Here is a 25,693-nt window from a genome sequence, read left to right as displayed (position 1 = left end):
GCGAATGCCGTGGGCGTAATCGATACCAATGACGTAGAAATCACGTAGAAAAGGAGTTCGCATGAATCGCCTCTCGCTTGCCTCGCTCGCCAGTGTTTCCGCCACCGCGCTGCTCGCGCTCTCCGTGAGCGCTCACGCGCAAACCGCCGCGCCGGCAGCCACGACGGCGGGCGCCACGCAGGAACTGCATGCCGCCGACAAATCGTTCATCGCGGACGGCACGCAAACCGTCGCCACGCAGCGCGACGCGGCGCGTATTGCCGACTCGCGTTCGACCGACCGCGAAGTGAAGGCCTTCGCGGAACAACTGGTCGCCGACTACACGAAGCTCTCGAATTCGATGCGCGCCGCCAGTCCGCGCGGCGTGGACGTCCCGCGCGACGATCCGGACGCCGCCGTGCTCTCGAGCATCAACAATCTGCGTGGCGCCGATTTCGACAAGACCTATATCGAACAGGTCGCGCTGGCCGGCCAGCAAAAAACGCTCTCGGCATTTCAGGCGGAAATTGCATCGGGTCGCGATGCCGGTTTGAAGAAGGCCGCGACCGAAGGGTTGCCCGTGATTCAGGCGGATATCGCCAAGGCAAAGGAGCTGGCCGCGCGCAAGCATCTGGCGGGCTGATGAAAGCATGCGCGTGAGCGCAGGATCGGCGAGGCGGCGCGCATTCGTGCGCCGCCTCGCATTCTGTCATGCGCGTCTTTTACGCTTCCGGATGGTCGTGCGCAGCCGTCACGAGACGTTCCATGCGGCGGTCGGGCACGAGCCACAGCAGCGCGACGAGCAGGAAAAACAGCGCGCCGAAATGCGCGTAATCGGCAGCGGCACAGCCGATTCCCAACAGATATCCCACCACCGACAACTTGCCTTTGTAATCGCGTCCGAGCGCTTGCGCCAGCGCGCTTTGCGCACCGTGATAGCGCACCAGGCAGCCTTGCAGCACGACATAGGCAATCGCGCAAAGCAGCAGATTCACGCCATACAGCATGGTCGGCCAGCGCCCGAAATGATTTTCGCCCATCCAGCCCGTGGTGAACGGCAGCAGCGAAAGCCAGAACAGCAAATGCAGATTCGCCCACAGCACGGTACCGTTCACGCTGCGCGCCGCGTGCATCATGTGATGATGATTGTTCCAGTAGATGCCCACGTAGATGAAACTGAGCACGTAGCTCAAATACGTCGGCCACAATGGCGCGAGCGACGCGATGCTGTCGCCGTGCGGCACCTTGAGTTCCAGCACCATGATCGTGATGATGATGGCGAGCACGCCATCGCTGAACGCTTCGAGTCGGTTCTTGTTCATTGGCTCAATGATTCGAGGGGTTCGCAGACGAAGTAAGGCGCGCGAAAGTATTGCCGAAGTATCGCTGAAACCGGCGTGCGATGCTACGTCCTGCCGCCATCGCGCGATAATCTCCCGATGCCGCCGTAAGCGGCGCGCTACATCGTCTGACGAATCGGGCTCGCCCATGGATACCGACCGACGCGCCACCGCCCCACCCGCGAACGCAACCGACGCCGCTGCACCCTCGCGCAGCGTGCGCGTCTGGGACTTGCCGACCCGGCTCTTTCACTGGCTCGCTGTATTGCTCGTCGGCGTCGCGTGGATTTCGCAGCATTTCAACTGGATGCAGTTGCACGTGCGCGCCGGCGAAACGCTGCTCGCGCTGGTGCTGTTCCGTCTGCTATGGGGCGGGTTCGGCAGCGAGACCGCGCGCTTCGGGCGCTTCGTGGCGTCGCCGCTTGCCGCGTGGCGGCATCTGCGCCACGTCTTGCGGCGCGAGCCCGACACCCAGGTGGGCCACAACGCGGCGGGCGGCTGGATGGTGCTGTTGCTGCTCGCGTTGCTGTTCGTCGAAACGCTCAGCGGTCTCTACGTCAACAACGATATCGAGGATGAAGGCCCGCTTTCGGAGTACGTGAGCGCCGCATTCGCGAACGCGATTTCGGCGCTGCATGCCTACGGCTGGGATGTGCTCGCCATCGCCGTCGTGCTGCATGTCTGCGCGATCGGCGTCTATGCGCTCGCCAAGGGCCACAATCTGCTCGGCCCGATGCTCACGGGCCGCAAGCGTCTGCCCGCCACGGTGCGTGCGCCCGCGCGCGCCTCGCTCTGGCTCGCGGCGCTGCTGATGGGCTGCGCCGCGCTCGTGACGGCCTTGCTGGCGATGTATCTGTGACGCTCGGGCGCGTCAGCCGGCCGGCACCGTGAGTATCGGCGCCTTCTGATCCTGATTCGCCTGCGAGAGCGCGATCAGATTCTGCAGCACCGTCAACGCGTATTTCGAATCGAAATCGTCGTTCTCGATCCAGTAAGTGGCGTCGTGATAACCGATCGTGGCATACGCATCGGGCGGCGCCTTGCTGCCCACGTGCACGATGATCGTGGGCCGCGTTTCGCCGCCGATCAGATGCACGGTGGGAATCGTCGCGCCGCGCTTCACATCGTCTTCGGGCACGGAAATCTGCGCGCCGAGATTGGTCAGAATGCCCATCACAGAACGCGTCACCATGCGGATGCTGCGGCCGTCGCCGTTCGCGGGACCGTACACGACCGGATATTCGCGCACGACCGGCGAGAGTTTCAGCAGACGGCGCACGTCGTCGAGATCGGCTTTCGTTTCGGGCGGCGCGTCTTCGCTGCCGAGTGTCATCGTCACGCGATGCGAGTGATCCACCGGATCTTCCTTGTAGCTGACGGTGAGTTGTCCCGCGAGTTGCAGGCGACGCAATGCGCGCAGCAGTTCGAAAAAGCCGGGACTGCCGTCGCTCGTTGGGCCGCCGAGCGGCGCGGCGTTTTGCAGGCCGCCCACCGATTGCACCGAGAGGCGCAGCAGCAGGTCGATCGGCACGCCGCTGTCCGCGAGCGGCAGCACGAGTTCGGTCGGCAGCGGGCGAATATAGCCCGTGGCGAGCGCCTCGCCCGTGGTCGGCACGAAGGTGAAGGTCGGGTGATTCGAGTACGTCGCGCCCACGCTCGCCTGGCCGTAGCTGGTGCCCGCCGTGCTGGAGCCGCCCTCCGCGATCGCGCCCGCGTTGGCCTCGAACGTGTAAGACGCGATGATCTGGCTCACCGCGACGAACGACGGCGAATCGCCGAAACGCAAACCGACGATGGTCGCGAGCATCTCGCGTTTCTTGGCGTCGCCGAGCGCGCGTTCGTAATCGACCTGATCGGTGCGCAACATGTGCGGACCGAACCAGGCGCAGCCGGACGTCATGAGGAGTGGACACAGAGCGGCGATCAGGCGGCGCCGCGGCAGCAGGCGAAATGAAATCATGTCGGCTTCGGTCGTCGGTGAGGCAACAGCCGATGCAGCTAGCAAGTCACATGCCTCGCGTGCGCCGCTTGACGTAAAATCGGGCGATCCCGTTCACTTCATTCGACACGACCGCACATGGCAACTTACCTCGAATTGCTCGCCGAAAAGCGTGCGCTCGACGCGCGTATCGATGCGTTGCGCGCCGAGGCGGCCGACGAAGCACTCGCGGCCGCCCGCGCCGCCATCGCCGAATTCGGTTTCACGCCGGACGACCTGTTCGGCAAACCGCGCGCGAAACGCGAGAAAAAAGGCGCGGCCCGTTCGCGCAAGAATGCGTCCGCGCAAGATGCCGACCACGGCAATCTCGATCTTTTCGGCGGCTCCGGCGCAAATTGAAAATCTGCGTTGAACCGTTGAAATAAACGATTGAAATAAACGCGTGCGCGCACGATAAAAAAGGCCCGCGAACCATCACGGTTCGCGGGCTTTTTTTCCTGCGATGCGAGCTGATCGGCCAGCTTACTGCGCGCCCAGCTTCTTGATCAGCACGTCGAGCTGCTCCATCTCCTCGGCCGTGAGGTCGGTGAGCGGCGCGCGCACCGGACCCGCGTCGTGGCCGACGAGCTTCGCGCCCGCCTTCACGATGCTCACCGCGTAACCGGCGCGGCGATTGCGGATCTTCAGATACGGCAGGAAAAAGTCGTCGATCAGCTTGCCGACCGTTGCGTGGTCATCGGCCGCGATCGCGCGATAAAAGTCCATCGCCGTCTTCGGAATGAAGTTGAAGACCGCCGACGAATACACCGGCACGCCCAGCGCCTTGTACGCCGCCGCATACACTTCCGCTGTCGGCAGGCCGCCGAGATACGAGAAGCGGTCGCCCAGACGACGGCGGATCGTCACCATCGCCTCGATCTCGCCCACGCCGTCCTTGAAGCCGATCAGGTTCGGGCAACGGTCGGCGAGCTGTTCGAGCATGTCCGGGCCGAGCTTCGAATTCGCGCGGTTATAGATGATCACGCCCATCTTCGGCACGGCCTTGCAGACCTGCTCCGCGTGCGCCGCGATGCCTTCCTGCGAGGCTTCCGTGAGGTAATGCGGCATCAGCAGAATGCCTTGCGCGCCGTTGCGCTCCGCTTCCTGCGCGTACTCGATGGCCACGCGCGTCGCGCCGCCCGCGCCCGCGAGAATCGGCACCTTGCCCTTGCAGGTTTCCGTGGCGGTCTTGATGACCTGCGAGTATTCGCTTTTCGTGAGCGAGAAGAATTCGCCCGTGCCGCCGGCCGCGAACAGCGCGCTCGCGCCATACGGGGCGAGCCATTCGAGGCGCTCGGCGTAGGTATCGGCGCGGAAATTGCCTTGCGCGTCGAAGTCGGTGACGGGGAACGACAGCAGCCCTTCGGAAACGATCTGCTTGAGTTCTTGCGGCGTGGTCATGGTCGGGGATCCTGTGATGATGGCGATATCGGGCGAGCCTGCGTTCAGCGCACGAGGCACGGACGCTTGTGGTCGAACGTCCAGTTGGGAATCAGGTATTGCATGGCGATCGCGTCGTCGCGCGCGCCGAGTCCGTGCTGCTGATACAGCGCGTGAGCCTTGTCGAGTTCGTCGAGATCGATGTCGATGCCGAGGCCGGGCTTCTGCGGCACCTGCACCTTGCCGCCCACGATCTGCAGCGGCTCGCGTGTGAGACGCTGGCCGTCCTGCCAGATCCAGTGCGTGTCGATCGCGGTGATCTTGCCGGGCGCGGCGGCGGCCACGTGCGTGAACATCGCGAGCGAGATGTCGAAGTGATTGTTCGAGTGCGAGCCCCACGTGAGGCCCCAGTCGTTGCACATCTGCGCGACGCGCACCGAGCCCTGCATGGTCCAGAAGTGCGGATCGGCGAGCGGAATATCGACCGATTGCAACTGGATCGCGTGCCCCATCTGACGCCAGTCGGTGGCGATCATGTTGGTGGCCGTCGGCAGGCCGGTCGCGCGGCGGAATTCGGCCATCACTTCGCGGCCCGAGTAACCGTTTTCCGCGCCGCACGGATCTTCGGCGTAGGCGAGCACGTCGTGCTGGTCGCGGCACAGGCGAATCGCTTCGGCCAGCGACCACGCGCCGTTCGGGTCCAGCGTCACGCGCGCCTCGGGAAAGCGTTCGGCCAGCGCCGTGACCGCGTCCATTTCGGCGTCGCCGGCCAGCACGCCGCCCTTGAGCTTGAAATCGTTGAAGCCGTAACGCGCTTTGGCGGCTTCGGCCAGGCGCACGACGGCCTCGGGTGTCATCGCCGCTTCGGTGCGCAGGCGCTCCCAGTCGTCGCGGCCGTCGGCGCCGCTCGCGTACGGCAGATCGGTCTGGCGCCGGTCGCCGATAAAGAACAGGTAGCCGAGCATCTCCACTTCGCTGCGCTGCTGTCCTTCGCCGAGCAGCGCCGCCACCGGCACGTTCAGATGCTGGCCGAGCAGATCGAGCAGCGCTGCTTCGAGCGCCGTGACGGCGTGAATCGTGGTGCGCAGGTCGAAGGTCTGCAGGCCGCGGCCGCCGGCGTCGCGATCGGCGAACTGCTTGCGCACCGTGTTGAGCACCGCCTGCAGATTGCCGATCGACTGACCGACCACGAACGCGCGCGCGTCGTCGAGCGTCTTGCGGATCGCCTCGCCGCCCGGCACTTCGCCGATGCCGGTGTTGCCCGCGCTGTCGCGCAGCAGCACGACGTTGCGCGTGAAGAACGGGCCGTGCGCGCCGGAGAGATTCATCAGCATGCTGTCGCGGCCCGCGACGGGCACGACGCGCAGTTCGGTCACGACGGGCGTGGCGTTCGGTTGGACGGTTGGTGTGGACATGAAGGCTTACCTGCTTGAAAGCGCTGTTTAAAGGCGGCGCGGGCGAGCGTCCCGCGCCAGTCGGTCGGTCAAAACGGTATGTGCCGAAATCAGGCCGGGGCGGCGACGATCTCCACCCAGTTCGCGCCGTGTCCGCCCGCGCAGCGCGCGGCGAGCGTGAGCGCCCCGCTCTGCGCATCGACGCGATACAGCGAGACATGCGGTGACTTCTCTCCGCAGGCCACCGCAAAGCGGCCCGAGGGATCGAGGCGGAAACCGCGCGGCTGGGTTTCGGTATCGACGAAACCGGCGTAGTCGAGCGCGCCATCGGGCTGCACGGCGAACGTGAGCAGGCGGCTGGTCGTGCGCTCCGAGGCGTAGACGAAGCGGCCGTCGGGCGAGACGTGGATATCGGCGGCCCAGACCAGCTTCGCCAGCTCGGCGGGATCGGGCTGCACCGGGTCCGACGAACTCGGGCGCGCGAAGCCGTCGTTCAGATGCGCGAGGTCGGCGGCGCGCGGCGAGACGTGGCCGGGCGCAAGTGCGCCGGTTTGCGCGTCGCGCGTCAACGCGGCCACGGTGGCGCGGAATTCGCTCAGCACGTAAAGCGTCTTCTCGTCGGGCGACAGGCACAGATGGCGCGGACCGAAGCCCTTGCCGAGATCCACGGCGCCGATCTCGCGCAGGCGCCCCTCGTTTTCCAGCGCGAAGCAGAACACGCGGTCGCTGCCGAGCGACGAGGCGTACGCAAAGTGCCCGTCGGCGGAAACGATCACGCAATGCGCGTTCTGGATCCCTTCCACGGTCTGCAGCGGTCCGCCCAGGCCCTGGTCGATGTCCTGCGTGCGATACAGACACACGCGATGCTCGCCGTACGAGGCGCCGAGCAGAAAGCGCCCGAGCGGATCGGCGCACAGATAGGCGAAACTCGAATCGAGCGGCGCGCGGCCGAGCGTGGTCAGCGTGCCGTTGTGCGCATCGATCGCGTAGCGATACAGATGCAGGTCCGAACCGCGCGTCACGGCATAGAGATGGCGGCGGTCGGGCGCGAGCGCCATCGGCATGACGGTCGGCGCGATGGCCGTGCGCGCGTGCGGCGTGAGCGTGGCGGCGTTGGCGTCCAGGTGCAGCACGTCGATCTCGCCGTCGTTGGCGTTCGAAACGTAGACGAAGTAGCGGTCTTGCATGAGCGTTTCCTCAGTGGTCGCGGTCGTGGCGAAAGCCTCAGTGTGCGCCACGATGGACGGACTCTGCTTCGTCGCCGAACGCGCGGCGCGTCGGTTTGTTGCGGGCGAGGAACGCGGCGGCCGCGGCGATCAGCGACGTCACGCCGAGTCCATACAGGCCGCCCGCGATCGAGCCGGTGTGCTGCTGTAGATAGCCGAAGGTGGCGGGCGCGAAGAATCCGCCCAGATTGCCGAGCGAATTGATCAGCGCGATCACGGCGGCAGCCACGCGGGCGTCGAGATAACCTTGCGGCAGCGGCCAGAACAGCGACGAGGCGGCCTTGAAGCCAATCGCCGAAAAGCAGATCGCGACGAACGAAAACACCGGATTCGCCGAGGTCGACGCGAACAGCCCGCACGCGGCAATCACCAGCGCCAGCGCGAGCCATGCCTGCTGGAAGCGCCATTTCGCCGAGAGCAGCGCGAAGCAGTACATCGCGACGATGGCGATCATCCACGGAATCGCGTTGTAGAGGCCCACCTGGAAATCCGTCAGGCCGCCCATCTTGCGGATGATCGTCGGCAGCCAGAACGTGGCCGCGTAGATCGTGAGCTGGATCGCGAAGTAGAGAAAACAGAACAGCACGATCTGCGGATCCTTCAGCAGGCGCATGACGGGCACGTGCGCGCCGGTCGCGGCTTCGCGCTCGGCCTGTTCGCGCGCCATGTAGCTTTCGAGCGCGCCCTGCTCGTCGTGCGTGAGCCAGTGCGCGTCGCGAATGCGCGACTTTAGCAGCAGCCAGCTCGCGCCGCAGAGCACGATCGAGAACGCGCCTTCGATCAGGAACATCCACTGCCAGCCCGCGAGGCCGAAACCGCGCACCGAGAGCAGCGCGCCCGTGATCGGCCCGGACAGCACCGAGGCGAACGCCGAGCCCGCCAGAAACACCGCCACCGCCTTGCCGCGCGCCTGCTGCGGCAGCCATTGCGCGAAGTAATACACCACGCCCGGAAAGAACCCCGCTTCGGCGATACCGAGCAGAAAACGCAGCAGATAGAACGAGGTGTCGTTCTGCACGAACGCCATCGCGCCCGCCACGAGACCCCACGTTCCCATGATGCGCGTGAGCCAGGCGCGCGCGCCGTACTTCTGCATCAGCATGTTCGACGGCACTTCGAACAGCGCGTAACCGATGAAAAACAGACCGCTGCCGAGCCCGTAGGCCGCCGCGGAGAGGCCCAGATCGGCCTCCATGTGCGCATTCGCGAAACCGACGTTCACGCGGTCGATGTAGTTCGCGATGAACATGATCAGGAAGAGCGGCAGCACGTGCCGCATGACCTTGGCGCTGGCCGAATCCAGCAGGTCGTCGTGACGCTTGGCGGGAATGGACATCTGGGCTTGTCTCCTGAGCGGCGTCCGCGCATCGGGGTCCGTGTGCGGCGCTTCATGGTACGTTTCATGGTACGTTGTCTGACGACATTGTAGGGAGGAGACGGGTGGGATTCTATTGGGTGTTTACCCTGAAAATTGGCTAGATTTGCCGTGAAAATGCGATCAGAGCAAGCAACATCGCTCCCATTAAAGGCCGGTCAGTCGATAACTTCGCCTAGTTGTACGATGACTTACTTGGCCCATCTGGCGTGCGCTGCCCGCGTGCTGGGGCAGCCGATCAAACCGGCATCCACATCAACTTCCGCTGCCGACCCAGCCATTTGGCCGAGTCTTTTCGCATCACATCGCTACGTAAGATCAAACTCCATCGGCTTGATATTTCGTACCAATGTTGATACATTTGAATCGTCCCAATCGCTACCTCTCGCCGCTCGTCGTGCACTTTTTCCGAACCGGTTCCGGCAACGAACCGGTTCGGCTATGGCTCAAGGATCTCGAGGCTGCCGACCGCAAGGCCATCGGCGAGGAAATCAAGGTGGTGCAGATCGGCTGGCCGCTGGGCATGCCGGTCGTGCGCAAACTGGAGCGCGATCTGTGGGAGATCCGCGTGCATTTGCCGCTGCGCATCGCCCGGGTTTTCTTCACGGTCGCGGGCAACGCCCTCGTCCTGCTGCACGGCTTCATCAAGAAGTCGCACGGCACGCCACAAGACGATCTGGAGTTGGCAAGAGAGCGGTTACGTCAATTGAAAAACGGCTAGCGCGCCCCGCGCACAAGGAGCACGGCATGACGAACAAACATATCGGCGCAAATTTCGACGACTTTCTCGCCGGGGAAGGTCTGCTCGAAGAATCGACGGCCATGGCCATCAAGCGCGTGATCGCGTGGCAGATCGAGCAGGAAATGAAGGCGCAGCAACTGACCAAGACGCAAATGGCCGCGAAAATGAAAACGAGCCGCGCGGCGCTCAACCGCCTGCTCGACCAGAACGACACCAGCCTCACGCTCACCACGCTGGCCAGCGCCGCCGCCGCGCTCGGGAAGAAGTTCAGGTTCGAACTCTGCGCCTGAACGCTGCCTGAGCATCGCCTGAGCGTCGCTTTCGCCGCGTGTCATGCGCGAACGGCGATTAGACCTTGCCGCCAGGCGCCGTTGCCGCGCGGCGCAGTCGTTCGCGGCTGCTCGACAGATGCATGCGCATGGCCGCGCGCGCGCCCTCGGGGTCCTGACGCGCGATCGCCTCGAAAATGCTTTCGTGCTCGCGGTTCACGAGTTCGGCGTAAGTCTTCGGATCGCGGTGCGCAATACCGGCCGAATCAATGCGATGGCGCGGAATGAGCGCGGCGCCCATCTGCGTGAGGATGTCCACGAAATACCGGTTGCCGGTGGCGCGCGCCACGGAGACATGGAACGCCAGGTCCGCGCCTGCGCTGTCGCCGCCCGCGTGAGTTGCCGCCGAGATCGCGTCGAGCGCCGTGCGGATGTTCGCGAGATCGCGTTCGCTCGCGCGCTGCGCGGCCAGTCCGGCGCACTCGGTCTCCAGGCTGATGCGCAACTCCAGCACCGAGAGCAGATCGTTGAGCGTGCTGGCGGGCACGACGTCGAGTTCGAGCGGTTCGCGGCGCGGCTCCAGCACGAAGCTGCCAATGCCGTGCCGGGTCTCGATGACCGACATGGCCTGCAGCCGCGAAATGGCCTCGCGCACCACCGTGCGACTCACGCCCAGTTGCGTCATGAGACTGCTTTCGGTGGGCAGCTTGTCGCCGGGCTTCAACGCGCGCGATCCAATCTGCTGGTTGATGAAGTCGACGACCTGCTCGGCCAGGTTGCGGTTGCGCGCGGGTATCGGCGCGGCGAGCGATGCGGCCATCGTCCCCTCCTTGTCATTCGGTTTAGGGAATTATTATACGTCGTCGGACAACTGATGGTTTGCGGGCGTTGGCGCGCCAAAAGCGCCGCGTAACAGCGCTTGGCGGGCGTGGAGCGTCGCGCCGGCAGTTATCGGACAACCGTGCCCAACCGGCGCTCGGCGGAATCTCCCCCCCGCATAGTGACGCGAATCGATCATGTCAAAAATTGATTAGCCATCCGAATAAAAGGCAGCGATAAAACCGCATCACTGTCTCGCCGCCAATGCTGAAGACGAAAACAAACATACGATCGTGTCGTTAGCAAACCTGTTAATCCACTTCTCCACTTACAGTTTTTTTGCACACCTTCACGTGCATCGACGGCATTTTTCTTGATAATGTCGATCAGAGGATGCGCGCCGGACTGCCGGAACATCGGCTGCCAAAGAGAACGAAAGCTGCCCCACACCGGACGACGCCTCAACTGATATCGAATCGCACCGCGTTTGTGTCGCCACAATCCGCAACGAGGGAATCATTGAGAACCCGCTTCGTCCTCTTCATTGCCGCGCTCGTCCTGCCCTGGGCGCCGCTGTTCGCGGCACCGCCGGCTGAGCCCGCGCCCGATACGATGCAGGCACGCGTGATGGGTTGCGCCGCCTGCCACGGCGCGCACGGCGAAGGCACCGACAATGACTACTTCCCGCGCCTCGCGGGCAAGCCGGCCGGTTATCTGTACAACCAGCTGATCGCGTTTCGTGACGGCGGCCGCAGCTATCCGCCGATGAACTATCTGCTCGCGTATCTCCCCGACGCGTACCTCAAGCAGATCGCGGAATTCTTCGCGCAGCAGCATCCGCCCTACCCGCCGCCCGCCACGCCGAAGGTCGACGCCGCGCTGCTCGCGCTCGGCAAGTCGCTCGTGCTCAACGGCGCGCCGAACCGCAACGTGCCCGCGTGCGCCGCCTGTCACGGCGCCGGGCTGACCGGCATGGAGCCGGCCATTCCGGGCCTCGTCGGCCTGCACGCGGATTACATCAGCGCGCAACTGGGGGCGTTCCGCTACGGCACGCGACGCGCCGCGAGCCCCGACTGCATGCACGATATCGCCTCGCATCTCGCCGAACGCGACATCACGGCCATCGCCGCGTGGCTGGCCGCGCAGCCGGCGCCCGCCGATCCGAAGCCCGCGCCGCCCGCGCCCCTGCCGCTCGCCTGCGGCAGCGTCCCCCACTAGCCGAGGCCTCGACGTGCGCAAACATCGAATCCTCACTTCGCTGCGTTTTTCCTCGCGCCTGCCGGCCTTGCTGGCGCCGCTGGCCGTGTGCTGCGCGTTCGCCCTGAGCGCGAGCGCGCAGACCGCCGCGCCTTCCGCGAATGCCGCCAATGCGGCGAGCGCCGCCGCAGCCGCCGCGTCGGCGAACGCGAAGCCCGTCGCCGCCCACGCCGGGCAGATTGCGCGCGGCGAATACCTCGCGCGCGCCGGCGACTGCATTGCGTGTCACACGGTGCCGTCGCAGCAGATGTTCGGCGGCGGCCGTCCCATGGAGACGCCGTTCGGCACGCTCTATACGCCGAATATTTCGTCGGACAAGACGTATGGCATCGGCGCCTGGACCGCCGACGAGTTCTATCGCATGCTCCACGAGGGCAAGTCGCGCGACGGCACGCTGCTCTATCCCGCGATGCCGTTCGCCTCGTACACCAAGGTCACGCGCGCCGATTCCGACGCGATCTACGCCTACCTGCTTTCGACGCAGCCCGTGCATCAGCCCAATCGCGCGCACACGCTGCGTTTTCCGTATAACCAGCGCTCGCTGCTGCTCGGCTGGCGCGCGCTCTATTTCCGCGAGGGCGAGTTCAAGCCCGATCCGAAACAATCGGCGGAATGGAATCGCGGCGCGTATCTGGTCGAAGGTCTCGGCCATTGCACGATGTGCCACACGGCCATCAACGCGCTGGGCGGCAACTCGGCCTCGAAGGCCTTCCAGGGCGGCCTGATTCCGTTGCAGAACTGGTATGCGCCGTCGCTCACGTCGAACAAGGAAGCGGGTCTGGGCGACTGGAGCATCGAGGATATCGTCGACCTGCTGCACGCGGGCGTGTCGAATCGCGGCGCCGTTTATGGGCCGATGTCCGAAGTCGTCTACGACAGCTTCCAGTATCTGACCGAAGACGACGTGCGCGCCGTGGCCGTCTATCTGAAGTCGCTGCCCGGCCATTCGTCCGAAGTCGACAAATCGCCGAAAAGCGATTTCGTGACCGAGGAAGCGAACCGTCTCGCGCCGCTCGGCAAGAAGATCTACGAGGCGCAATGCGCCGTGTGTCACGCGACCGAAGGTCAGGGCAAGCTGCCGCATTTCCCGCCGCTCGCGAACAATCAGTCGATCCAGATGAACTCGGCGGTGAATCCGATCCGCATGGTGCTCAACGGCGGCTATGCGCCCGGCACGCGCAAGAATCCGATGCCGTACGGCATGCCGCCCTTCGCGCAATCGCTCTCCGACGAGGAAGTGGCGGCTGTCGTGACCTATATCCGCACGGCGTGGGGCAATCACGGCACGCCGGTTTCCGAACATGAAGTGAACGCGCTGCGTTCGGCGCCGCTTTTCTGAGGCCGCGATGATCGAAACTTCCGTTCCCGAACAACCGGGCGAGCGCCCGCAGCACGAACAGGTCGACGAGATCGTGCGGCGCGGTCCGGGCGGCGCGCTCGCGCTCGCGGGCATCGCCACGGCCATCGTGTTCGCGATCTGGTTCGCGTTTTACTTTCTCGTGTTCCTGCCTCGCGGCGTCATCCAATAAGCGGGCCGCTCATCCATGTCCACGAATCCGACCGATTCCCATGCCAGCGCCGACGTCGCCGCGCGCGTGGAGCGCCGCTGGGCCACGCTCATGGTGGCGCTCGTTCTGCTGCTGGTGGCGATGGTGGTGTTCACCGGCCTGCACTGGGCGATGATGCCGCCTTCGCGCGTGGAAACCATCGACCCCGAAACGCTGCACGTGTCCGGCGAATTCGTCGAAACCAATCTGGGCAGCGCGCTCGAATCCGACGGCTCGGTGACCGTGCGCGTGCTCGCGCAGCAGTATTCGTTCACGCCGCAATGCATCGTCGTGCCGACGGGCGTGCCGATCACGTTCCGCGCCACCAGCGCCGACGTCGTGCACGGTTTTCTCGTCACCGACACCAATCTGAATTCGATGGTCGAGCCCGGCTACGTCTCCACCTTCCGCACCACCTTCGACAAGCCCGGCGACCATCTGATGCCGTGTCACGAATATTGCGGCACGGGCCACCAGGGCATGTGGGCGCACGTGAAGGTGATCGATCGCGACGCGTTCATGCAACTGGCCAACCAGGCGGGAAATTCGCGGAGACTCAGCTGTGTTAAATAACAAGCGCCTCGTGCTCGCCCATTTCTGGCTCGCCTTCGTGCTGTTCGGCGTCGCGCTCGTGCTGGGCGCGTGGCAGATGCTCGTGCGCAGCCCGCTGCATCCATGGCTCAAAGACCCCGAGCTTTACTACCGCTCCGTCACCGAGCACGGCACCGTGATGGGCTACGCGTTTCCCACGCTCATCGCGATGGGCTTCGGCTACGCCGTCACCGAACTCGCGCTGAAAAAGCCGCTGGTCGGCGTGCGCTGGGCGTGGCTCGGCTTCATCCTGCTCACGCTCGGCTCGGTCACGGCGAGCGTGCCGGTCGCGCTCGGCCGCGCCTCGGTGCTCTACACCTTTTATCCGCCGATGATCGGCAGCGTGTTCTATTACCTCGGCGTCGTGCTCGTGGTGGTGGGTTCGTGGGTCTGGGTCGCGTTGATGGGCGTGAACCTCGCGGCGTGGAAGCGCGACAACCGCGGCAAGCCGGTGCCGCTCGCGATGTTCGCGACCGTGGCGGGCGCGTATCTGTGGGGCTGGACCGCCGTCGGCGCGGCCATCGAAGTGCTGTTCCAGATCCTGCCCGTGGCACTCGGTCTGCGCAGCACCATCGACGCGGGACTCGCGCGCGTGTTCTTCTCGTGGACGCTGCACGCGATCGTCTACTTCTGGCTGATGCCCGCGTACATCGCCTATTACACGATCATTCCGCGCGCGATCGGCGGCCGCCTCTACAGCGATGCGATGGCGCGCATCTCCTTCATCCTGTTCCTCGTGGTGGCGATGCCGATCGGCCTGCACCACCTCTTCACCGATCCGCAAGTCGGCTCGGGCTTCAAGTTCCTGCAGTCGGTGTTCACGGCGCTCGTCGCGGTGCCGACGCTGCTTACGGTGTTCACGATCTGCGCATCGGTGGAAATCGCGGGCCGGCTGCGCGGCGGCAAGGGCGTGTTCGGCTGGATCGCGAAGCTGCCGTGGCACAACCCGCAGATGCTCGCGGTGGCGTTCTCGTTCGTGATGCTCGGCTTCGGCGGCGCGGGCGGCCTCATCAACATGAGCTACCAGCTCGACCAGCCGATCCACAACACGCAATGGGTCACGGGCCACTTCCACCTGATCTACGGCGGCGCGATCGTCATCATGTATTTCGCCATCGCCTACGATCTGTGGCCGCAGCTCACGGGCCGCGCGCTCACCAACTGGCGGCTGATGCGCTGGCAGTTGTGGCTGTGGTTCATCGGCATGATCGTGACGACCTTCCCGTGGCACCTCGTCGGCATTCTCGGCATGCCGCGCCGCATGGCGTATTTCGATTACGCCGATCCCGCGCTCGCCGGCCAGGCGCTGCTCGTGGCGATCTCGGCGGTGGGCGGCTTCATCCTCGTACTCTCGGCCGTGCTGTTTTTCGTGGTGCTCTGGCAGGGCCATCGCAGCGAGGCGGCCGCGCCCGAGGAATACCGCTTCAGCACGCCCGTGCATGAGACGCCGCGCCTGCCGGTCGCGCTCAACAGCTTCGCGTTGTGGATCGTGCTGATGATCGCCCTCACGGTCGCCAATTACGGCTACCCGATCGCGCAACTGCTCGCGACACCCGACACCGCCGTGCCCGCGATTCCGATTGGAGCGCCGCGATGAGCGACGAACGCCTGTTCTCGTTACGCAATCCCTGGTTCCGCGTGAGCGTGGGCGCGACGATCGTCGCGTTCTTCGTCTCCGCGCTGATCGGCTTCGTGTGGCTGCCTTCTGCACAAAGCGATCCGAACTTCCAGGGCCTCTGGAACGCGATCTGCAGCGCGGCGGGCGTGCCGCGCCAGTGGCATCAGAACGAAACCTCGTTGACGCCCGGCTACAAGGTGAGCACCGTCGAACTTACGCCGCACATGCTCGACGGCGCGAGCAGTCTCTCGATCGGACGCGGCGCGACGCTCTCGCTGCGCTGCACGATGTGCCACGGTCCGCATGGCATGAGCGACGCCAATTCGCCGAATCTGGCGGGCCAGTACGCGAGCGTGATCTACAAGGAACTGCTCGACTTCCAGAGCGGCGCGCGTCAGAACGCGGTGATGTCGCCGATGGCGCAAAATCTGTCCGATCAGGATTTGCGCGATCTGGCGGCGTATTACGCCTCGCTGCCGCCGTTCGTGCAACTCAAGGGCGAGCCGCCCGAGATCGTCTCGCAGGGCGCGCCGCTGCGCAATATTCCGGCGTGCGCGTCGTGCCACGGCGGCGTCGATCACAAAGTCGGCAGCCCGTGGCTCGACGGCTTGCCGGCGGTCTACACGAAGGCGCAACTCGCGGCCTTCGCGAACGGCACGCGCCACAACGACATTTCCGAGCAGATGCGCAACATCGCGCGCAACATGACGCCCGACGAAATCGATGCGGCCGCCGCCTGGTACGCAGGCGCCACGCAGCATTGAGCGATCAGCACTGAGCACTGGGCGTCGAGCGCCTGCCGAGGCACGCGGCTTGCGCGACTCGCCTTCCCACCCTTACGCGGAGAAACATCATGCAAAAGACGGCTAGCGCCAAATGGCACGGCGGCATCAAGGACGGTCAGGGTTCGATCTCGACCCAGACGGGCGTGTTGCGCGACGCGCCCTACGGGTTCGCCTCGCGCTTCGAGGGTGGCCCCGGCACCAATCCCGAGGAACTGATCGGCGCGGCGCACGCGGGCTGCTTCACGATGGCGTTTTCGCTCTTTCTCACCGAAGCCGGTTTCAAGGCCGACAGCATCGAAACGAAGTCGACGGTGACGCTCGAAAAAGTCGGCGCAGGTTTTTCGATCACGGCTTGCCAGCTCGACATGACCGCGAAGATTCCGGGTATCGACCAGGCGAAGTTCGAAGAACTCGCCAACGGCGCGAAGGAGAACTGTCCGGTGTCGAAGCTGTTCGCCAACAACGCGAAGATCACGCTGAAGGCGACCCTGGCCGCCTGACGCACGCGGTGTTGTTTGATGTTTTGCGATGTTTTGTGATCGACCGGTTCGGGTCCGGTCCCCGGCACCGAACCGCTGATTTCCGTCTCGCAGAGAACCCATCATGGCCATTCCGCATGCCGCCCCCGGCGAGATCTTCGACGCCCGCCCGCTAGGCGGTGCGCTCAAGAACGCGAAGTCGACCACGCTGATCCGCGCGAAGCAGCTCGAAGTGATTCGCCTCGTGCTGCCCGCGGGCAAGCAGGTGCCCGAGCATCGCGCGCCGGGCGAAATCACCGTGCTGTGTCTCGAAGGCGTGATCCGTTTTTCCATCAACGGCGATCCGCGCACGATGCACGCGGGCGATATGCTGTTGCTCGATGCAGGCGTGCCGCACGCGCTCGAATCCCTCGACGACGCCTCGGTGCTCGTCACGATCCATCTCGCCCACGACGACAAAAAAGCGTGAGCGTCGCGAGACGCTCACGCTTCGCACAATCGTGCGATTGCGCGCCTTGACTCAACCCTGCGTATCCTGCACGGCGTAAGTCTGGACGAAGACCAGCCGCACCGTGTCGCCCGGATGGACCTGTTTCAGGTCGACGCCCGGATGCACGTCCATCGCGAAGCGCCGTGTCGCGCCACGCAGCGTGACCTTGCGGGCTTGCGTGTCGACGTGCAGGACCGTCGCCTCGACTTCCACCTGACGCGCGACTTCGTAGCCGCTGGCGGTGGGCAGGAACACGTCGGTGTCGACGCGCTTGCGGATGCCGTCGCTTTGCGCGGCCACCTTGTGAAGCTCGACGACCAGCGCATCCTTGTATTGCAGCGCAATCGCATCGCCCACTTGCGGCAGCGTCTTGTCGTCGGGACGCATGACGAGCGGCAGACGCACTTCCTTGCCATGCTCGCCGAGCACGGTCATCGTGCGGCTCGTGACGTCGACCGAGGTGACGCGGCCTTTCAGCGGCACGGCAGCGGCCTGCGCGACGACGCTTTGTGTCGCGTCGGCGGTGAAGTCGGAGGCGGCAGCCGGAAGAACCGGCGCGACGCCGAGCAACATGGCGGTGCTGATCGAGATGAGCTTGAGGGTAGCGGATTTCATTTTAGACTCCTGATGATTGATTGAACATGGCGGACGCGGCGCGCCCGCTCAAACTGCGATTTACTGCACTACAGGTGCGGCCTTGTGTGCCGCGCAGGTGAAGGTCAGCTCGCGCGGATCGCCGCTGGCCTCGGTGCCTGAAGCGGCCTTGTCGATCGTCGAGACGAGGTTCACTGCCCCTTCGCCACAGATCTTTTCCGCTTGCTTCATGCAGGTCCGGCTACTGGAAAAGAGGCCCTGACACTGCACCCGATAAACCGGCGCACCTTGTGTCGACGTCATGACGTCGAGGTTGTGTGCCGGGCCCGATGCGCTGGAGCAGCCCGCAAGAAGCGCGAGACCGATTGCGCAGAAGAGAATGTGATGTTTCATGATTGACTCGTAAAATCGGATTAATTAATTCGGGTTCCAGACTATTTGGGTTTTGACGGGGTGACGGCGCCGAGCGCCGCCCGATCGTTACCACTGATACGAAGCGCCAACGCCCACCGTGGTGCCGCCCGAACTCACGCCCGCGCCCGCGCGCAGCTTGATGTTCTGGGTGACGCGCGCCGTGCCGCCGATCGCCATGGCCTGATAGCCGCGATACGTGCCGCCACCGACGCCGACCGAGATCGACTTGCCGAGGTCCACGTCCGGGATCATCGAGAGCGCGGTTGCTGCCGCGACGCCCGAGTACGCATCGCGCGCCACGCGGTTCACCTGGTCGCCCAGCATGTTCACGCGCTTGTCGGTGTACTGATTCGCCTGCGCGCCCATGTTGTTGAGCTGATTCAGATTCACGGCGTCGGTGCCGACCGTGCCGGGCGCGACATTGGTGATCTGCCGCTCGTTGCCCGCGGTCCCCACGGAGACCGTGTTCGCGCGGTCCGCCACCGAGCCCGCGCCGACCGCCACCGAGTTCGCCGCGCTCGCCTGGGCGTTCGCGCCCATCGCCGTTGCGTGATCGCCGGTCGCGCTCGCGGCTTCGGCATTGCGATCGCCATCGGCCGTGAAGAACGGATTGGCAGCCGCGCTGAGGTTGTCGGTGATGCCGCTCACGGCCTGGTTGAGCTGATCGACGTTCACCGCATCGGAGCCTTCCACGCCCGTCGCCACGTTATGGATGGAGGTTTTCTCGCCGCCCTCGCCTTGCAGCGTGACGCTGTTGTAGTTGATCGTGCCGTCGGGGTTGCGGTCGTACTTCACCGTGCCTTCGGTCGCCTGCGTGACGCTCGCGTTGAGGTCGCCGATCGCCTGGCCCACCGCATAGAGCTGCGAGCCGTTGATGGCGTCGGTGCTGTCCGCGCTGACCTGGCCCGCCGCGACGTTCGTGATGGTGCGTTCGCTGCCTTGCGCGCCCACGCTCACCGTGCCCGTCGGGTTGGCGCCCGCGAAGTTGTAGTAGCTGTTGCCGAACACCGCGCCCGGCGTGGATACCGCATACGAGGTCGACGAACCCGCGCCCAGCGCCACATCGTTCGCGTGGTTCGCACGTGCGCCCATGCCGATCGCGACGCTGTCCTGACCGACGGCCTGCGAGTCGACGCCGGTCGAGTTGGCGTGGAAGTACTTCGTGCCGCCCATGTAGACGTTGTCGATGTTGGTGGTCAGGTTGGTGATGTCGCCTTCGACATTCGTCACGCGGCCATCGAGATTCGTGATGCTCTGGCGAGTCTGATAAAGCTGCGAACCGTTGATCGCATCGGTGCTGTTTTCGTTGACTTCGCCTTCGGCCACGTTGCTCAGGCGCACTTTGCTGCTCGCGCCCGGGCCGCCCAGCGTCACGGAGTCACGCGCCGGCGAGTCGTACATCACCGCGTTGCCGATGTCGCCCTGCAGATTCGTGATGTCGCTGGTGTTCTTGTTGACGGCCAGATTCGTGGCGTGCAACTGCGAACCGTTGATGGCGTCGGTGCTTTGATCGTCCACGCGGCCCGCCGCAACGTTCGTGATCGTGCGTTCACTGTCTGCGCCGCCCACGCTTACCGTGCCGACCGGCGCGGAGCCCGCATAGCCGCGATAAACGCCGCCGACTGTGCCGCCCGCCGTGCCGAACGCCGTGTCCGTCACCGCGTTCGAGCCGAGCGCGACGCTGTTTGCGTGCGCGGCCATCGCATTGCGGCCCAACGCGAGGCTCGAATTGCCTTGCGCCGCGGCTTCATAACCGACTGCCGTGCTGCCTTCGCCGCTGGCATAGGCGTCCGCTTTCGCAAGGCCCTGCTCGTTGGTGCGCGCGTAGCGAATACCGATGCCATTCGCGTTCGTGTAGGTTTCGCTCGTATCGCCCGCGATGTTCGTGATCGTGTCGCCGAGGCGCGTCACGCCACCTTCGACCGTGGTCACGCGGCCATCGAGATCCGTAATGGCCGTTGCGTGCTCGTCGACGACCTGATTGGTCGCGTGCAGTTGTGAACCGTTGATGGCGTCGGTGCTCGTGCCGCTGAGGCGGCCGGCAGCGACGTTCGTGATCGTACGTTCAGCGCCTTGCGCGCCCACGCTCACGGTGCCCTGAGGCGTCGCGCCTGCGAACGTCACGCTCTTGCCGCCCACGTTCGCGCCGCTGGTGCCGACGGCGCCGTTCGCCACCGACCCGCGACCGAGCGCGACGTCGTTCGTCCCGGACGCAACCGCGCCTGCGCCGATTGCCACGGTGTTGGCCGCAAGGGATTGTGCGCCGGAACCCACCGCGACGCCGCGCGTCCCGTTCACCGATGCGCCGGATCCGAGCGCCGTTGCATGGGTCGTGCCCGCGGCGACTGCGCTGTTGCTGCCGAGCGCGACGCTGTTCGTCGCCTCGGTCCCGACCACGGCGTTCGCGCCCACGGCGACCGACGATCTGGCATTGCTTTGCGCCTGGCTGCCCACCGCCACGGAGTCGTCCGCTTTGGTCGACACGGTTGCGCCGTCGCCCATCGCCACCGAATTCGAGCTGCTGACGCTGGCATTGACGCCGGCCGCGAGCGAGTGAGGCGCGATTGCGCCCTCGTTGCTGTAATTGCCTTGCGGCGTGCCGTTGTCGTTCACGCTGTAGTAATGCGTGCTGTTGCTGTCGATCAGGTCGGCCACGCTCTTCAACTGCGAGACGTTCACGGCGTCGGTATCTTCGGCGCCGGCCGCGAGGTTGGTGATGCGACGTTCGGTGCTGGTCATGGCCACGCCGGAAGAGCCCACCGAGACTTCGCCCACGGGCGTCAGGCCCGCGAGTTTCGCCATCGCTTCCGCTGTCGGCGCGTAAGCCTCGGCGGCGGCGTTCATCGACGTGACGCTGTTCGCGCCCAGCGCCACGCTGTTGGCCGCGTTGGCCTGAGCGCTCGTGCCGATCGCAATTGAATTCGCCGCCGCGCCAGCCGTGAAGGCGCGATTGCCGATCGCCACGCTGTTCGCGCCGTTGGCGAAGGTAGCTTCGTTGCCGATCGCGAGGGAGCCCGTGCCGCGAATCTGATCGTTGAGCACGATGCGGCCGCCGTTCACATACAGCTCGTTGCCGAGCGTGAGTGAATCGCTGCCGACGATGCCGGGATCCTGATCGTTGACCGTGGCGCCATAGAACAGCACGCGCTTCGTTTGCGTGGCCTTGTCGCCCGCGCTGCAATATTGGAGCTGCCCCGGGTAGTTGCTGGCGTTGATGCCGAACCACTGATTGCCCTGACCGCCGCCGGTTCCGCTGCCCGCGTCATAAGCCGCGATGCAGCCGCCGGTCGAGACGTCATTGACGAAGATGCCGGTATTGCCCTGCCCGCCGGGCGCGGGCGTGGCCCACGCGCCGCCGCTGCCCAGTGCGGCGACAGCGGCCAGCATGGCCACCGTCAGCGCCCGCCGCGCCGAATGCTTGCCGTGCGCGTGGGCGTTTTCCTGCGCAGCCGTCCACGTTTGTGTGGAGGCGTTCCAGATGGATCGATAGATCTTGTTCATTACGGACTCCCGAATGTCGAGTGAAGTGACGTGAGCGGGAGCAGCCGTGCGATGCCCTGCATCGCGAGAAAACCCTGCCTACTCGCTCGCTACAACGAAGACGGATTGCGGTGGCGCTGCATGTGTCTGGCGAGGTATCGCCTGGCGGATGCATGCGCTCGTTGCGTCTGGATGTAACGATAGAGGCCGGAGCGATCGGGAAATATGAGCGAATACTGAGTCGCGCCCAGGACAATGCTGTGCTCGACGGAAAAGGCCAACGGAGGGGCGAAACCAGGAAAATACTGCGGTGCCGGGCAGACAATACTGCGGGTCGCCGGCGCGGCGCGCGGCCTTATTCAGCGGACGCGACGAGCCGCCAGGTGGTGCCCCGGCGCGCACCGGCGTGCAGTTGCAGCGAGCCGTGCATGAATTCGGCCATGTGCCGGCACACGAGAAAGCCGACCTGATTGCCGGCTTCGACGACAGGGAGTGGCGCGGCTGTCCCCGCCGAAGGCTCGATGTCGATCGTGAGGCGATACGCGCCGCCCGGCACCATCGGAGCGACAGTGAGATGAATGTCGACCGTGCAGCCCGGACTTTGCAGCATTTCGCGGCGCACGAGCAGACGGGCGAGATTGATCATCCGGCCTCGATCCAGCAGCGCGGACACCGTGGCGTCGCCAGTCACGCGCACGGCCAGCGTGCAACCGTAACGGCGCGCGTCGGCCTGTTCCGCTTGCGCGGCTTCGCGCACGAGATCGGCGGGACGCGCGGGCGCCTGTTCGAGCGCCTGCTCGCCCTGCTCCAGCGCGATCAGATCCTTCACGTTGCGCGTGAGATGCTCCACGCGTGGAATCGCTTCGCTCAGGCGCGAGGCAAACGCGCGCTGCTCCGCCGTTGCCGTGCCGCTGTCGAACATCGCGGCTGCCGTCTCCAGCAGTCCGGCGAGCGGTTGCATTTCGTCGCAGAGTGCGCCCAGCAGGCGGCCCATGCCTTCCGCGACGCCGGCCGCGTTATCGCGCTCGATCGACAACGCGCGCAGCATGTCCTCGCGCCCCGTGACGTCGATCGTGCCGACCACCATGCCGAGCAATTCGCCGTCCGTGCCGCGATACGGCGTCGCCCAGCTATGCAGCATCGCGCGACGACCGTGCATGACCACTTCGCGATCGGTGCGCGCGGGCGTGCCGAGCGACACGCGCGCACGGTAGCGACGTTCCAGTTCGATCGCGGTCTCCGTTCCGATCGATGGAAGATCGCTGAAACGCGTACCGGCAACGGCGTCGAACGTCGTGTCGTGCAGTTTCAGGAAAGCGTCATTGCACGCAACGAGACGGCCATTGAGATCGCGCACATGCAGCGGCAATGGCGTGCCGTCGAGCATCGCCCGCAGCATCGAAACGTCGTGCTCGCTCGCCTGAAACGTTTCCGTCGGCGCGATCCCGGCGCGTGCGGATTCGCCGAGCAAGCCGGCCTTGCGCGCAATATCGGCGAGTTCGACCAGCGATTCCGCATTGAGCTTGCGGCGCAGATGACTCCGATGCGCACTCACCGTCTTCTCGCTGATCGACAATTCCTGAGCGATGGCGATGTTGGGAAAACCGCGCGCCAGATAAGTGAGAATGCTCAATTCGCGCGGCGAGAGCACCGAGAGCGGGCCGGCGGAATCGACGCGTTTGCGCGTGCCCGCGAACTCGGATTCGAACGCAGGAAAATAGCGGTGTCCCGTGAGCACGCCATTCATCGCGCGGCGCAATTCGCCCGGCTCCTCCTGTTTGCCGATGAATCCGTCCGCGCCCGCCTCATAGCAGCTCTGGATGAAATGCGCGGCCGTTTCTTCTCCGTACAGCAGGATTTTCGTGCGCGTGCCTTTCGCCCGCAGACGCCGCAACACTTCCACGCCGCTGATCTTCGGCAGATGGGTGGCCAGCACCAGCAATTCAGGCTCGACCTCGCGCAGCAACTGCAACGCCCGCTGCCCGCTCTCGGCCTCTCCCGTCACCTGATGGCCCGCCGCGCGCACCAGTTCGCTGAGCGCCGCGCGTTCAACCGGTTGACCGCTCGCTACGATCACGCTGGCCATGCTGCTCCTCCAGGTCGCTGTCTCCGTGCTCGATTCTATGACCGTTTCGCAAAATCGCCCCACTCGCTGAGCGCGAACACCGCGAATGTTGCAACGTTAGCAATCGATGATTAGTTCGTTAAACTGATTGTTTCATCGCGTTGAATGGCGATGCCATGCAAGCGGCATGTTTTAGGCCACTTAGCTTCCCTCTCCAGCGCCGCTACGGCACCATGGCTGAACGTGGTCACGCAGACCGCGCCACGGAGAGCCTGCATGACGTTCCAGTCGCTTTACCGATCCACGGCCGCCCGTGTTCGCGCGGCGTATCTGTACCTCTTTCGCTGGCTCGGCGAGCATCCGTTCGTGCTCGGCAGCGCCGGGACGTTCGTCGGCTTCGCCATCGTCGCGATCGCCTTTATCGGTTTTTCGCAACAACGGCAGCAAGCGCTGCAAAATGCGCAACGAACCTCCACCATGCTGACCGCGCTGATTTCGAGCCACCTCGAAACCAATCTGGGCCTGTACGACCTGATTCTCTCGGACGCCGTCGCGTCGATCCGCGATCCACGCACGGCGACGCTGCCGCCCGACCTGCGCCGCACGGTGCTGTTCGGCCGTATCGCGGGCGCGCTTTATATCGACGGCGCGCTGTACGCCGACGCGCGCGGGCACGTGGTCGATTCGCAGGACGGGCGCGCCTACCCGAATGTGAATCTCGCCGACCGCGACTACTTCCGCGCCCAGGAACGCAGCCGCTCGCAGGGCATGTACATTTCCGATCCGTTCCGCTCGCGCGTCAACGACGGCCAGTATGCGATCGGCCTGTCGCGCCGTATCAGCGACTACGAAGGCGAGTTCGGCGGTGTCGTGCTGCTCACCTTGCGGCTCGCGTATTTCCAGCAACTGTTCAATCGCATCGACGTGGGGCCGAACGGCAACGTCTTCATCATGCTCGACGACGGCACGCTGCTCGCACGCAAACCGTATTCCGATTACGACGTGGGCACGAATCTCGCCTCGCAGCGCCAGATCGCGCCCATGCTGAAATCGAGTTCGGGTTCCTTCGTCGCGCGCGACGACGAGGACGGCACGACGCGCATCTACACGTATCAACGCGTGCCGCACGCTTCGCTGACCGTGGTGGTCGCGCCCGCACTCGACGACACGCTCGTGCGCTGGCGCGAGCGCGTCGCCGTTTACGAACCGACTTCGATTGCGTTCGGCGCGTTCGTCGCGCTTTCGTCGTGGCTGCTCGCGTTCGGTTTGCGCTCGCGGCTGCGCGCGGAATCGGAACTGAAACGCCTGTCCGTCACCGACGCGCTCACCGGGCTGTCGAACCGTCGCGCGCTCGATCTGCGGCTCGTGGAAGAATGGCAGCGCGCGCGCCGCGCCGAGCAGCCGCTTTCGATCCTGTTTATCGACATCGACCGCTTCAAGCTGTTCAACGACTTCTACGGTCACGCGGCCGGCGACGAAGTGCTCGCCGCCGTGGCGCACGCCATCGGCGCGACCGTGCAGCGCGCGACGGATATGGTGGCGCGTTACGGCGGCGAGGAATTCGCGGTGGTGCTGTCCGGCACGCCCGCCGATGGCGCGTGGAAGATCGCGCAGCAGATTCGCGAGAACGTGGCGGCGCTCGGCATCGCGCATGGCCATAGCGAGCACGGCTCGGTGACCGTGAGCGTGGGTTGCGCGACCTGCACGCCGCGCGAGGCCACCGGCGCTCACGCGCTGTTGCGCGCCGCCGACGAGGCGCTCTACGCCGCCAAGGAAGCAGGCCGCAATCAGGTCAAGGCAACGGTGTTCGAAGGCGCGCCGCCCGATCCGCGCGATTCGTTGATCGGCAACAGCGCGAACTGAACGTCGCG

Annotated in this window: 25 protein-coding genes; 14 read left to right on the top strand and 11 right to left on the bottom strand. The window is 65.2% G+C overall.

Annotated features, from left to right (window positions below; translation table 11 throughout):
* Positions 1-61 precede the first annotated feature (61 nt).
* The gene (locus SB764_RS03740) at positions 62-622 is read left to right on the top strand and encodes a DUF4142 domain-containing protein (protein WP_065058896.1); all 561 of its coding nucleotides are present in this window, start codon (positions 62-64) and stop codon (positions 620-622) included.
* 79 nt (positions 623-701) lie between these two features.
* Here the strand turns inward: SB764_RS03740 and SB764_RS03735 are convergent, their stop codons facing one another.
* Positions 702-1,301 (bottom strand): TMEM175 family protein, encoded by a 600-nt coding sequence (locus tag SB764_RS03735; protein ID WP_065058897.1) that lies wholly within the window; start codon positions 1,299-1,301, stop codon positions 702-704.
* A 166-nt stretch (positions 1,302-1,467) separates the two neighbouring features.
* On the opposite strand from SB764_RS03735, the gene SB764_RS03730 reads away from it, so the two are divergent.
* Positions 1,468-2,178 (top strand): cytochrome b/b6 domain-containing protein, encoded by a 711-nt coding sequence (locus tag SB764_RS03730; protein WP_080180445.1) that lies wholly within the window; start codon positions 1,468-1,470, stop codon positions 2,176-2,178.
* Between the two features lie 12 nt (positions 2,179-2,190).
* On the opposite strand, the gene SB764_RS03725 is transcribed toward SB764_RS03730, so the two are convergent.
* On the bottom strand, positions 2,191-3,264 hold the full coding sequence (locus SB764_RS03725; protein ID WP_373681642.1) for a hypothetical protein: 1,074 nt from the start codon (positions 3,262-3,264) through the stop codon (positions 2,191-2,193).
* 132 nt (positions 3,265-3,396) lie between these two features.
* Here SB764_RS03725 and SB764_RS03720 point away from each other — a divergent pair, with 132 nt between their 5' ends.
* On the top strand, positions 3,397-3,657 hold the full coding sequence (locus SB764_RS03720) for an H-NS family nucleoid-associated regulatory protein (protein ID WP_065058899.1): 261 nt from the start codon (positions 3,397-3,399) through the stop codon (positions 3,655-3,657).
* 123 nt (positions 3,658-3,780) lie between these two features.
* Here the strand turns inward: SB764_RS03720 and kdgD are convergent, their stop codons facing one another.
* The 4 genes from kdgD to SB764_RS03700 form a co-directional block, all read right to left on the bottom strand.
* Positions 3,781-4,698 (bottom strand): 5-dehydro-4-deoxyglucarate dehydratase, encoded by a 918-nt coding sequence (gene kdgD / locus SB764_RS03715; RefSeq protein WP_065058900.1) that lies wholly within the window; start codon positions 4,696-4,698, stop codon positions 3,781-3,783.
* Positions 4,699-4,742: 44 nt separating this feature from the next.
* Positions 4,743-6,092 carry a glucarate dehydratase gene (gene gudD, locus SB764_RS03710; protein ID WP_074985718.1) on the bottom strand — a complete coding sequence of 450 codons (1,350 nt, stop codon included), beginning with the start codon at positions 6,090-6,092 and terminating at the stop codon, positions 4,743-4,745.
* An 89-nt stretch (positions 6,093-6,181) separates the two neighbouring features.
* On the bottom strand, positions 6,182-7,258 hold the full coding sequence (locus SB764_RS03705) for a lactonase family protein (RefSeq protein ID WP_074985793.1): 1,077 nt from the start codon (positions 7,256-7,258) through the stop codon (positions 6,182-6,184).
* 37 nt (positions 7,259-7,295) lie between these two features.
* Positions 7,296-8,633, bottom strand: coding sequence for an MFS transporter (locus SB764_RS03700; protein WP_183716161.1), 1,338 nt, complete (start codon positions 8,631-8,633; stop codon positions 7,296-7,298).
* A 400-nt stretch (positions 8,634-9,033) separates the two neighbouring features.
* Between SB764_RS03700 and SB764_RS03695 the strand changes: the two genes are divergently transcribed.
* Both SB764_RS03695 and SB764_RS03690 read left to right on the top strand, forming a co-directional pair.
* Positions 9,034-9,393: a type II toxin-antitoxin system RelE/ParE family toxin gene (locus SB764_RS03695; RefSeq protein WP_260183600.1), complete on the top strand. Its 360-nt coding sequence runs from the start codon at positions 9,034-9,036 to the stop codon at positions 9,391-9,393.
* A gap of 26 nt (positions 9,394-9,419) precedes the next feature.
* Positions 9,420-9,704 carry an XRE family transcriptional regulator gene (locus SB764_RS03690; RefSeq protein WP_065058904.1) on the top strand — a complete coding sequence of 95 codons (285 nt, stop codon included), beginning with the start codon at positions 9,420-9,422 and terminating at the stop codon, positions 9,702-9,704.
* Positions 9,705-9,762: 58 nt separating this feature from the next.
* Here SB764_RS03690 and SB764_RS03685 read toward each other — a convergent pair whose 3' ends face one another.
* Complete coding sequence (locus SB764_RS03685) at positions 9,763-10,503, bottom strand: FadR/GntR family transcriptional regulator (RefSeq protein WP_065058905.1); 741 nt, start codon at positions 10,501-10,503, stop codon at positions 9,763-9,765.
* A gap of 611 nt (positions 10,504-11,114) precedes the next feature.
* Between SB764_RS03685 and SB764_RS03680 the strand changes: the two genes are divergently transcribed.
* From SB764_RS03680 to SB764_RS03645, 8 genes are all read left to right on the top strand, one after another.
* On the top strand, positions 11,115-11,720 hold the full coding sequence (locus tag SB764_RS03680) for a c-type cytochrome (protein WP_410862882.1): 606 nt from the start codon (positions 11,115-11,117) through the stop codon (positions 11,718-11,720).
* A 103-nt stretch (positions 11,721-11,823) separates the two neighbouring features.
* Positions 11,824-13,098, top strand: a complete 1,275-nt coding sequence (locus SB764_RS03675; RefSeq protein WP_065058964.1) for a c-type cytochrome — start codon at positions 11,824-11,826, stop codon at positions 13,096-13,098.
* A 7-nt stretch (positions 13,099-13,105) separates the two neighbouring features.
* On the top strand, positions 13,106-13,288 hold the full coding sequence (locus SB764_RS03670; RefSeq protein ID WP_065058906.1) for a hypothetical protein: 183 nt from the start codon (positions 13,106-13,108) through the stop codon (positions 13,286-13,288).
* Positions 13,289-13,303: 15 nt separating this feature from the next.
* Positions 13,304-13,879 carry a cytochrome C oxidase subunit II gene (locus tag SB764_RS03665; RefSeq protein WP_065058965.1) on the top strand — a complete coding sequence of 192 codons (576 nt, stop codon included), beginning with the start codon at positions 13,304-13,306 and terminating at the stop codon, positions 13,877-13,879.
* Positions 13,869-15,494 carry a cbb3-type cytochrome c oxidase subunit I gene (locus tag SB764_RS03660; protein ID WP_065058907.1) on the top strand — a complete coding sequence of 542 codons (1,626 nt, stop codon included), beginning with the start codon at positions 13,869-13,871 and terminating at the stop codon, positions 15,492-15,494. The genes SB764_RS03665 and SB764_RS03660 overlap by 11 nt, the downstream gene beginning before the upstream one ends.
* A complete protein-coding gene (locus SB764_RS03655; protein WP_321892575.1) occupies positions 15,491-16,279 on the top strand; it encodes a c-type cytochrome in 789 nt (262 codons plus the stop codon). Before SB764_RS03660 ends, SB764_RS03655 begins: the two co-directional genes overlap by 4 nt.
* A gap of 89 nt (positions 16,280-16,368) precedes the next feature.
* Positions 16,369-16,800, top strand: a complete 432-nt coding sequence (locus SB764_RS03650; RefSeq protein WP_065058909.1) for an OsmC family protein — start codon at positions 16,369-16,371, stop codon at positions 16,798-16,800.
* Positions 16,801-16,903: 103 nt separating this feature from the next.
* On the top strand, positions 16,904-17,248 hold the full coding sequence (locus SB764_RS03645; RefSeq protein ID WP_110328155.1) for a cupin domain-containing protein: 345 nt from the start codon (positions 16,904-16,906) through the stop codon (positions 17,246-17,248).
* Between the two features lie 51 nt (positions 17,249-17,299).
* Here SB764_RS03645 and SB764_RS03640 read toward each other — a convergent pair whose 3' ends face one another.
* The 4 genes from SB764_RS03640 to SB764_RS03625 all read right to left on the bottom strand — a co-directional run bounded on the left by SB764_RS03640 (position 17,300) and on the right by SB764_RS03625 (position 23,843).
* Positions 17,300-17,884, bottom strand: coding sequence for a hypothetical protein (locus SB764_RS03640; protein ID WP_065058911.1), 585 nt, complete (start codon positions 17,882-17,884; stop codon positions 17,300-17,302).
* Positions 17,885-17,944: 60 nt separating this feature from the next.
* On the bottom strand, positions 17,945-18,256 hold the full coding sequence (locus tag SB764_RS03635) for a hypothetical protein (protein ID WP_074985730.1): 312 nt from the start codon (positions 18,254-18,256) through the stop codon (positions 17,945-17,947).
* An 87-nt stretch (positions 18,257-18,343) separates the two neighbouring features.
* Positions 18,344-21,778 carry a YadA-like family protein gene (locus tag SB764_RS03630; RefSeq protein ID WP_410862694.1) on the bottom strand — a complete coding sequence of 1,145 codons (3,435 nt, stop codon included), beginning with the start codon at positions 21,776-21,778 and terminating at the stop codon, positions 18,344-18,346.
* Positions 21,779-22,112: 334 nt separating this feature from the next.
* Positions 22,113-23,843: a LuxR C-terminal-related transcriptional regulator gene (locus tag SB764_RS03625; protein ID WP_410862692.1), complete on the bottom strand. Its 1,731-nt coding sequence runs from the start codon at positions 23,841-23,843 to the stop codon at positions 22,113-22,115.
* Positions 23,844-24,098: 255 nt separating this feature from the next.
* On the opposite strand from SB764_RS03625, the gene SB764_RS03620 reads away from it, so the two are divergent.
* Entirely contained in the window at positions 24,099-25,685 is a 1,587-nt protein-coding gene (locus SB764_RS03620) for a sensor domain-containing diguanylate cyclase (protein WP_065058914.1), read from the top strand.
* Positions 25,686-25,693: the final 8 nt, after the last annotated feature.

It is taken from the genome of Paraburkholderia sp. SIMBA_027 (assembly GCF_046535315.1).
GTDB lineage: Bacteria > Pseudomonadota > Gammaproteobacteria > Burkholderiales > Burkholderiaceae > Paraburkholderia > Paraburkholderia tropica.
This window is presented reverse-complemented; position numbering and strand designations above follow the sequence as displayed.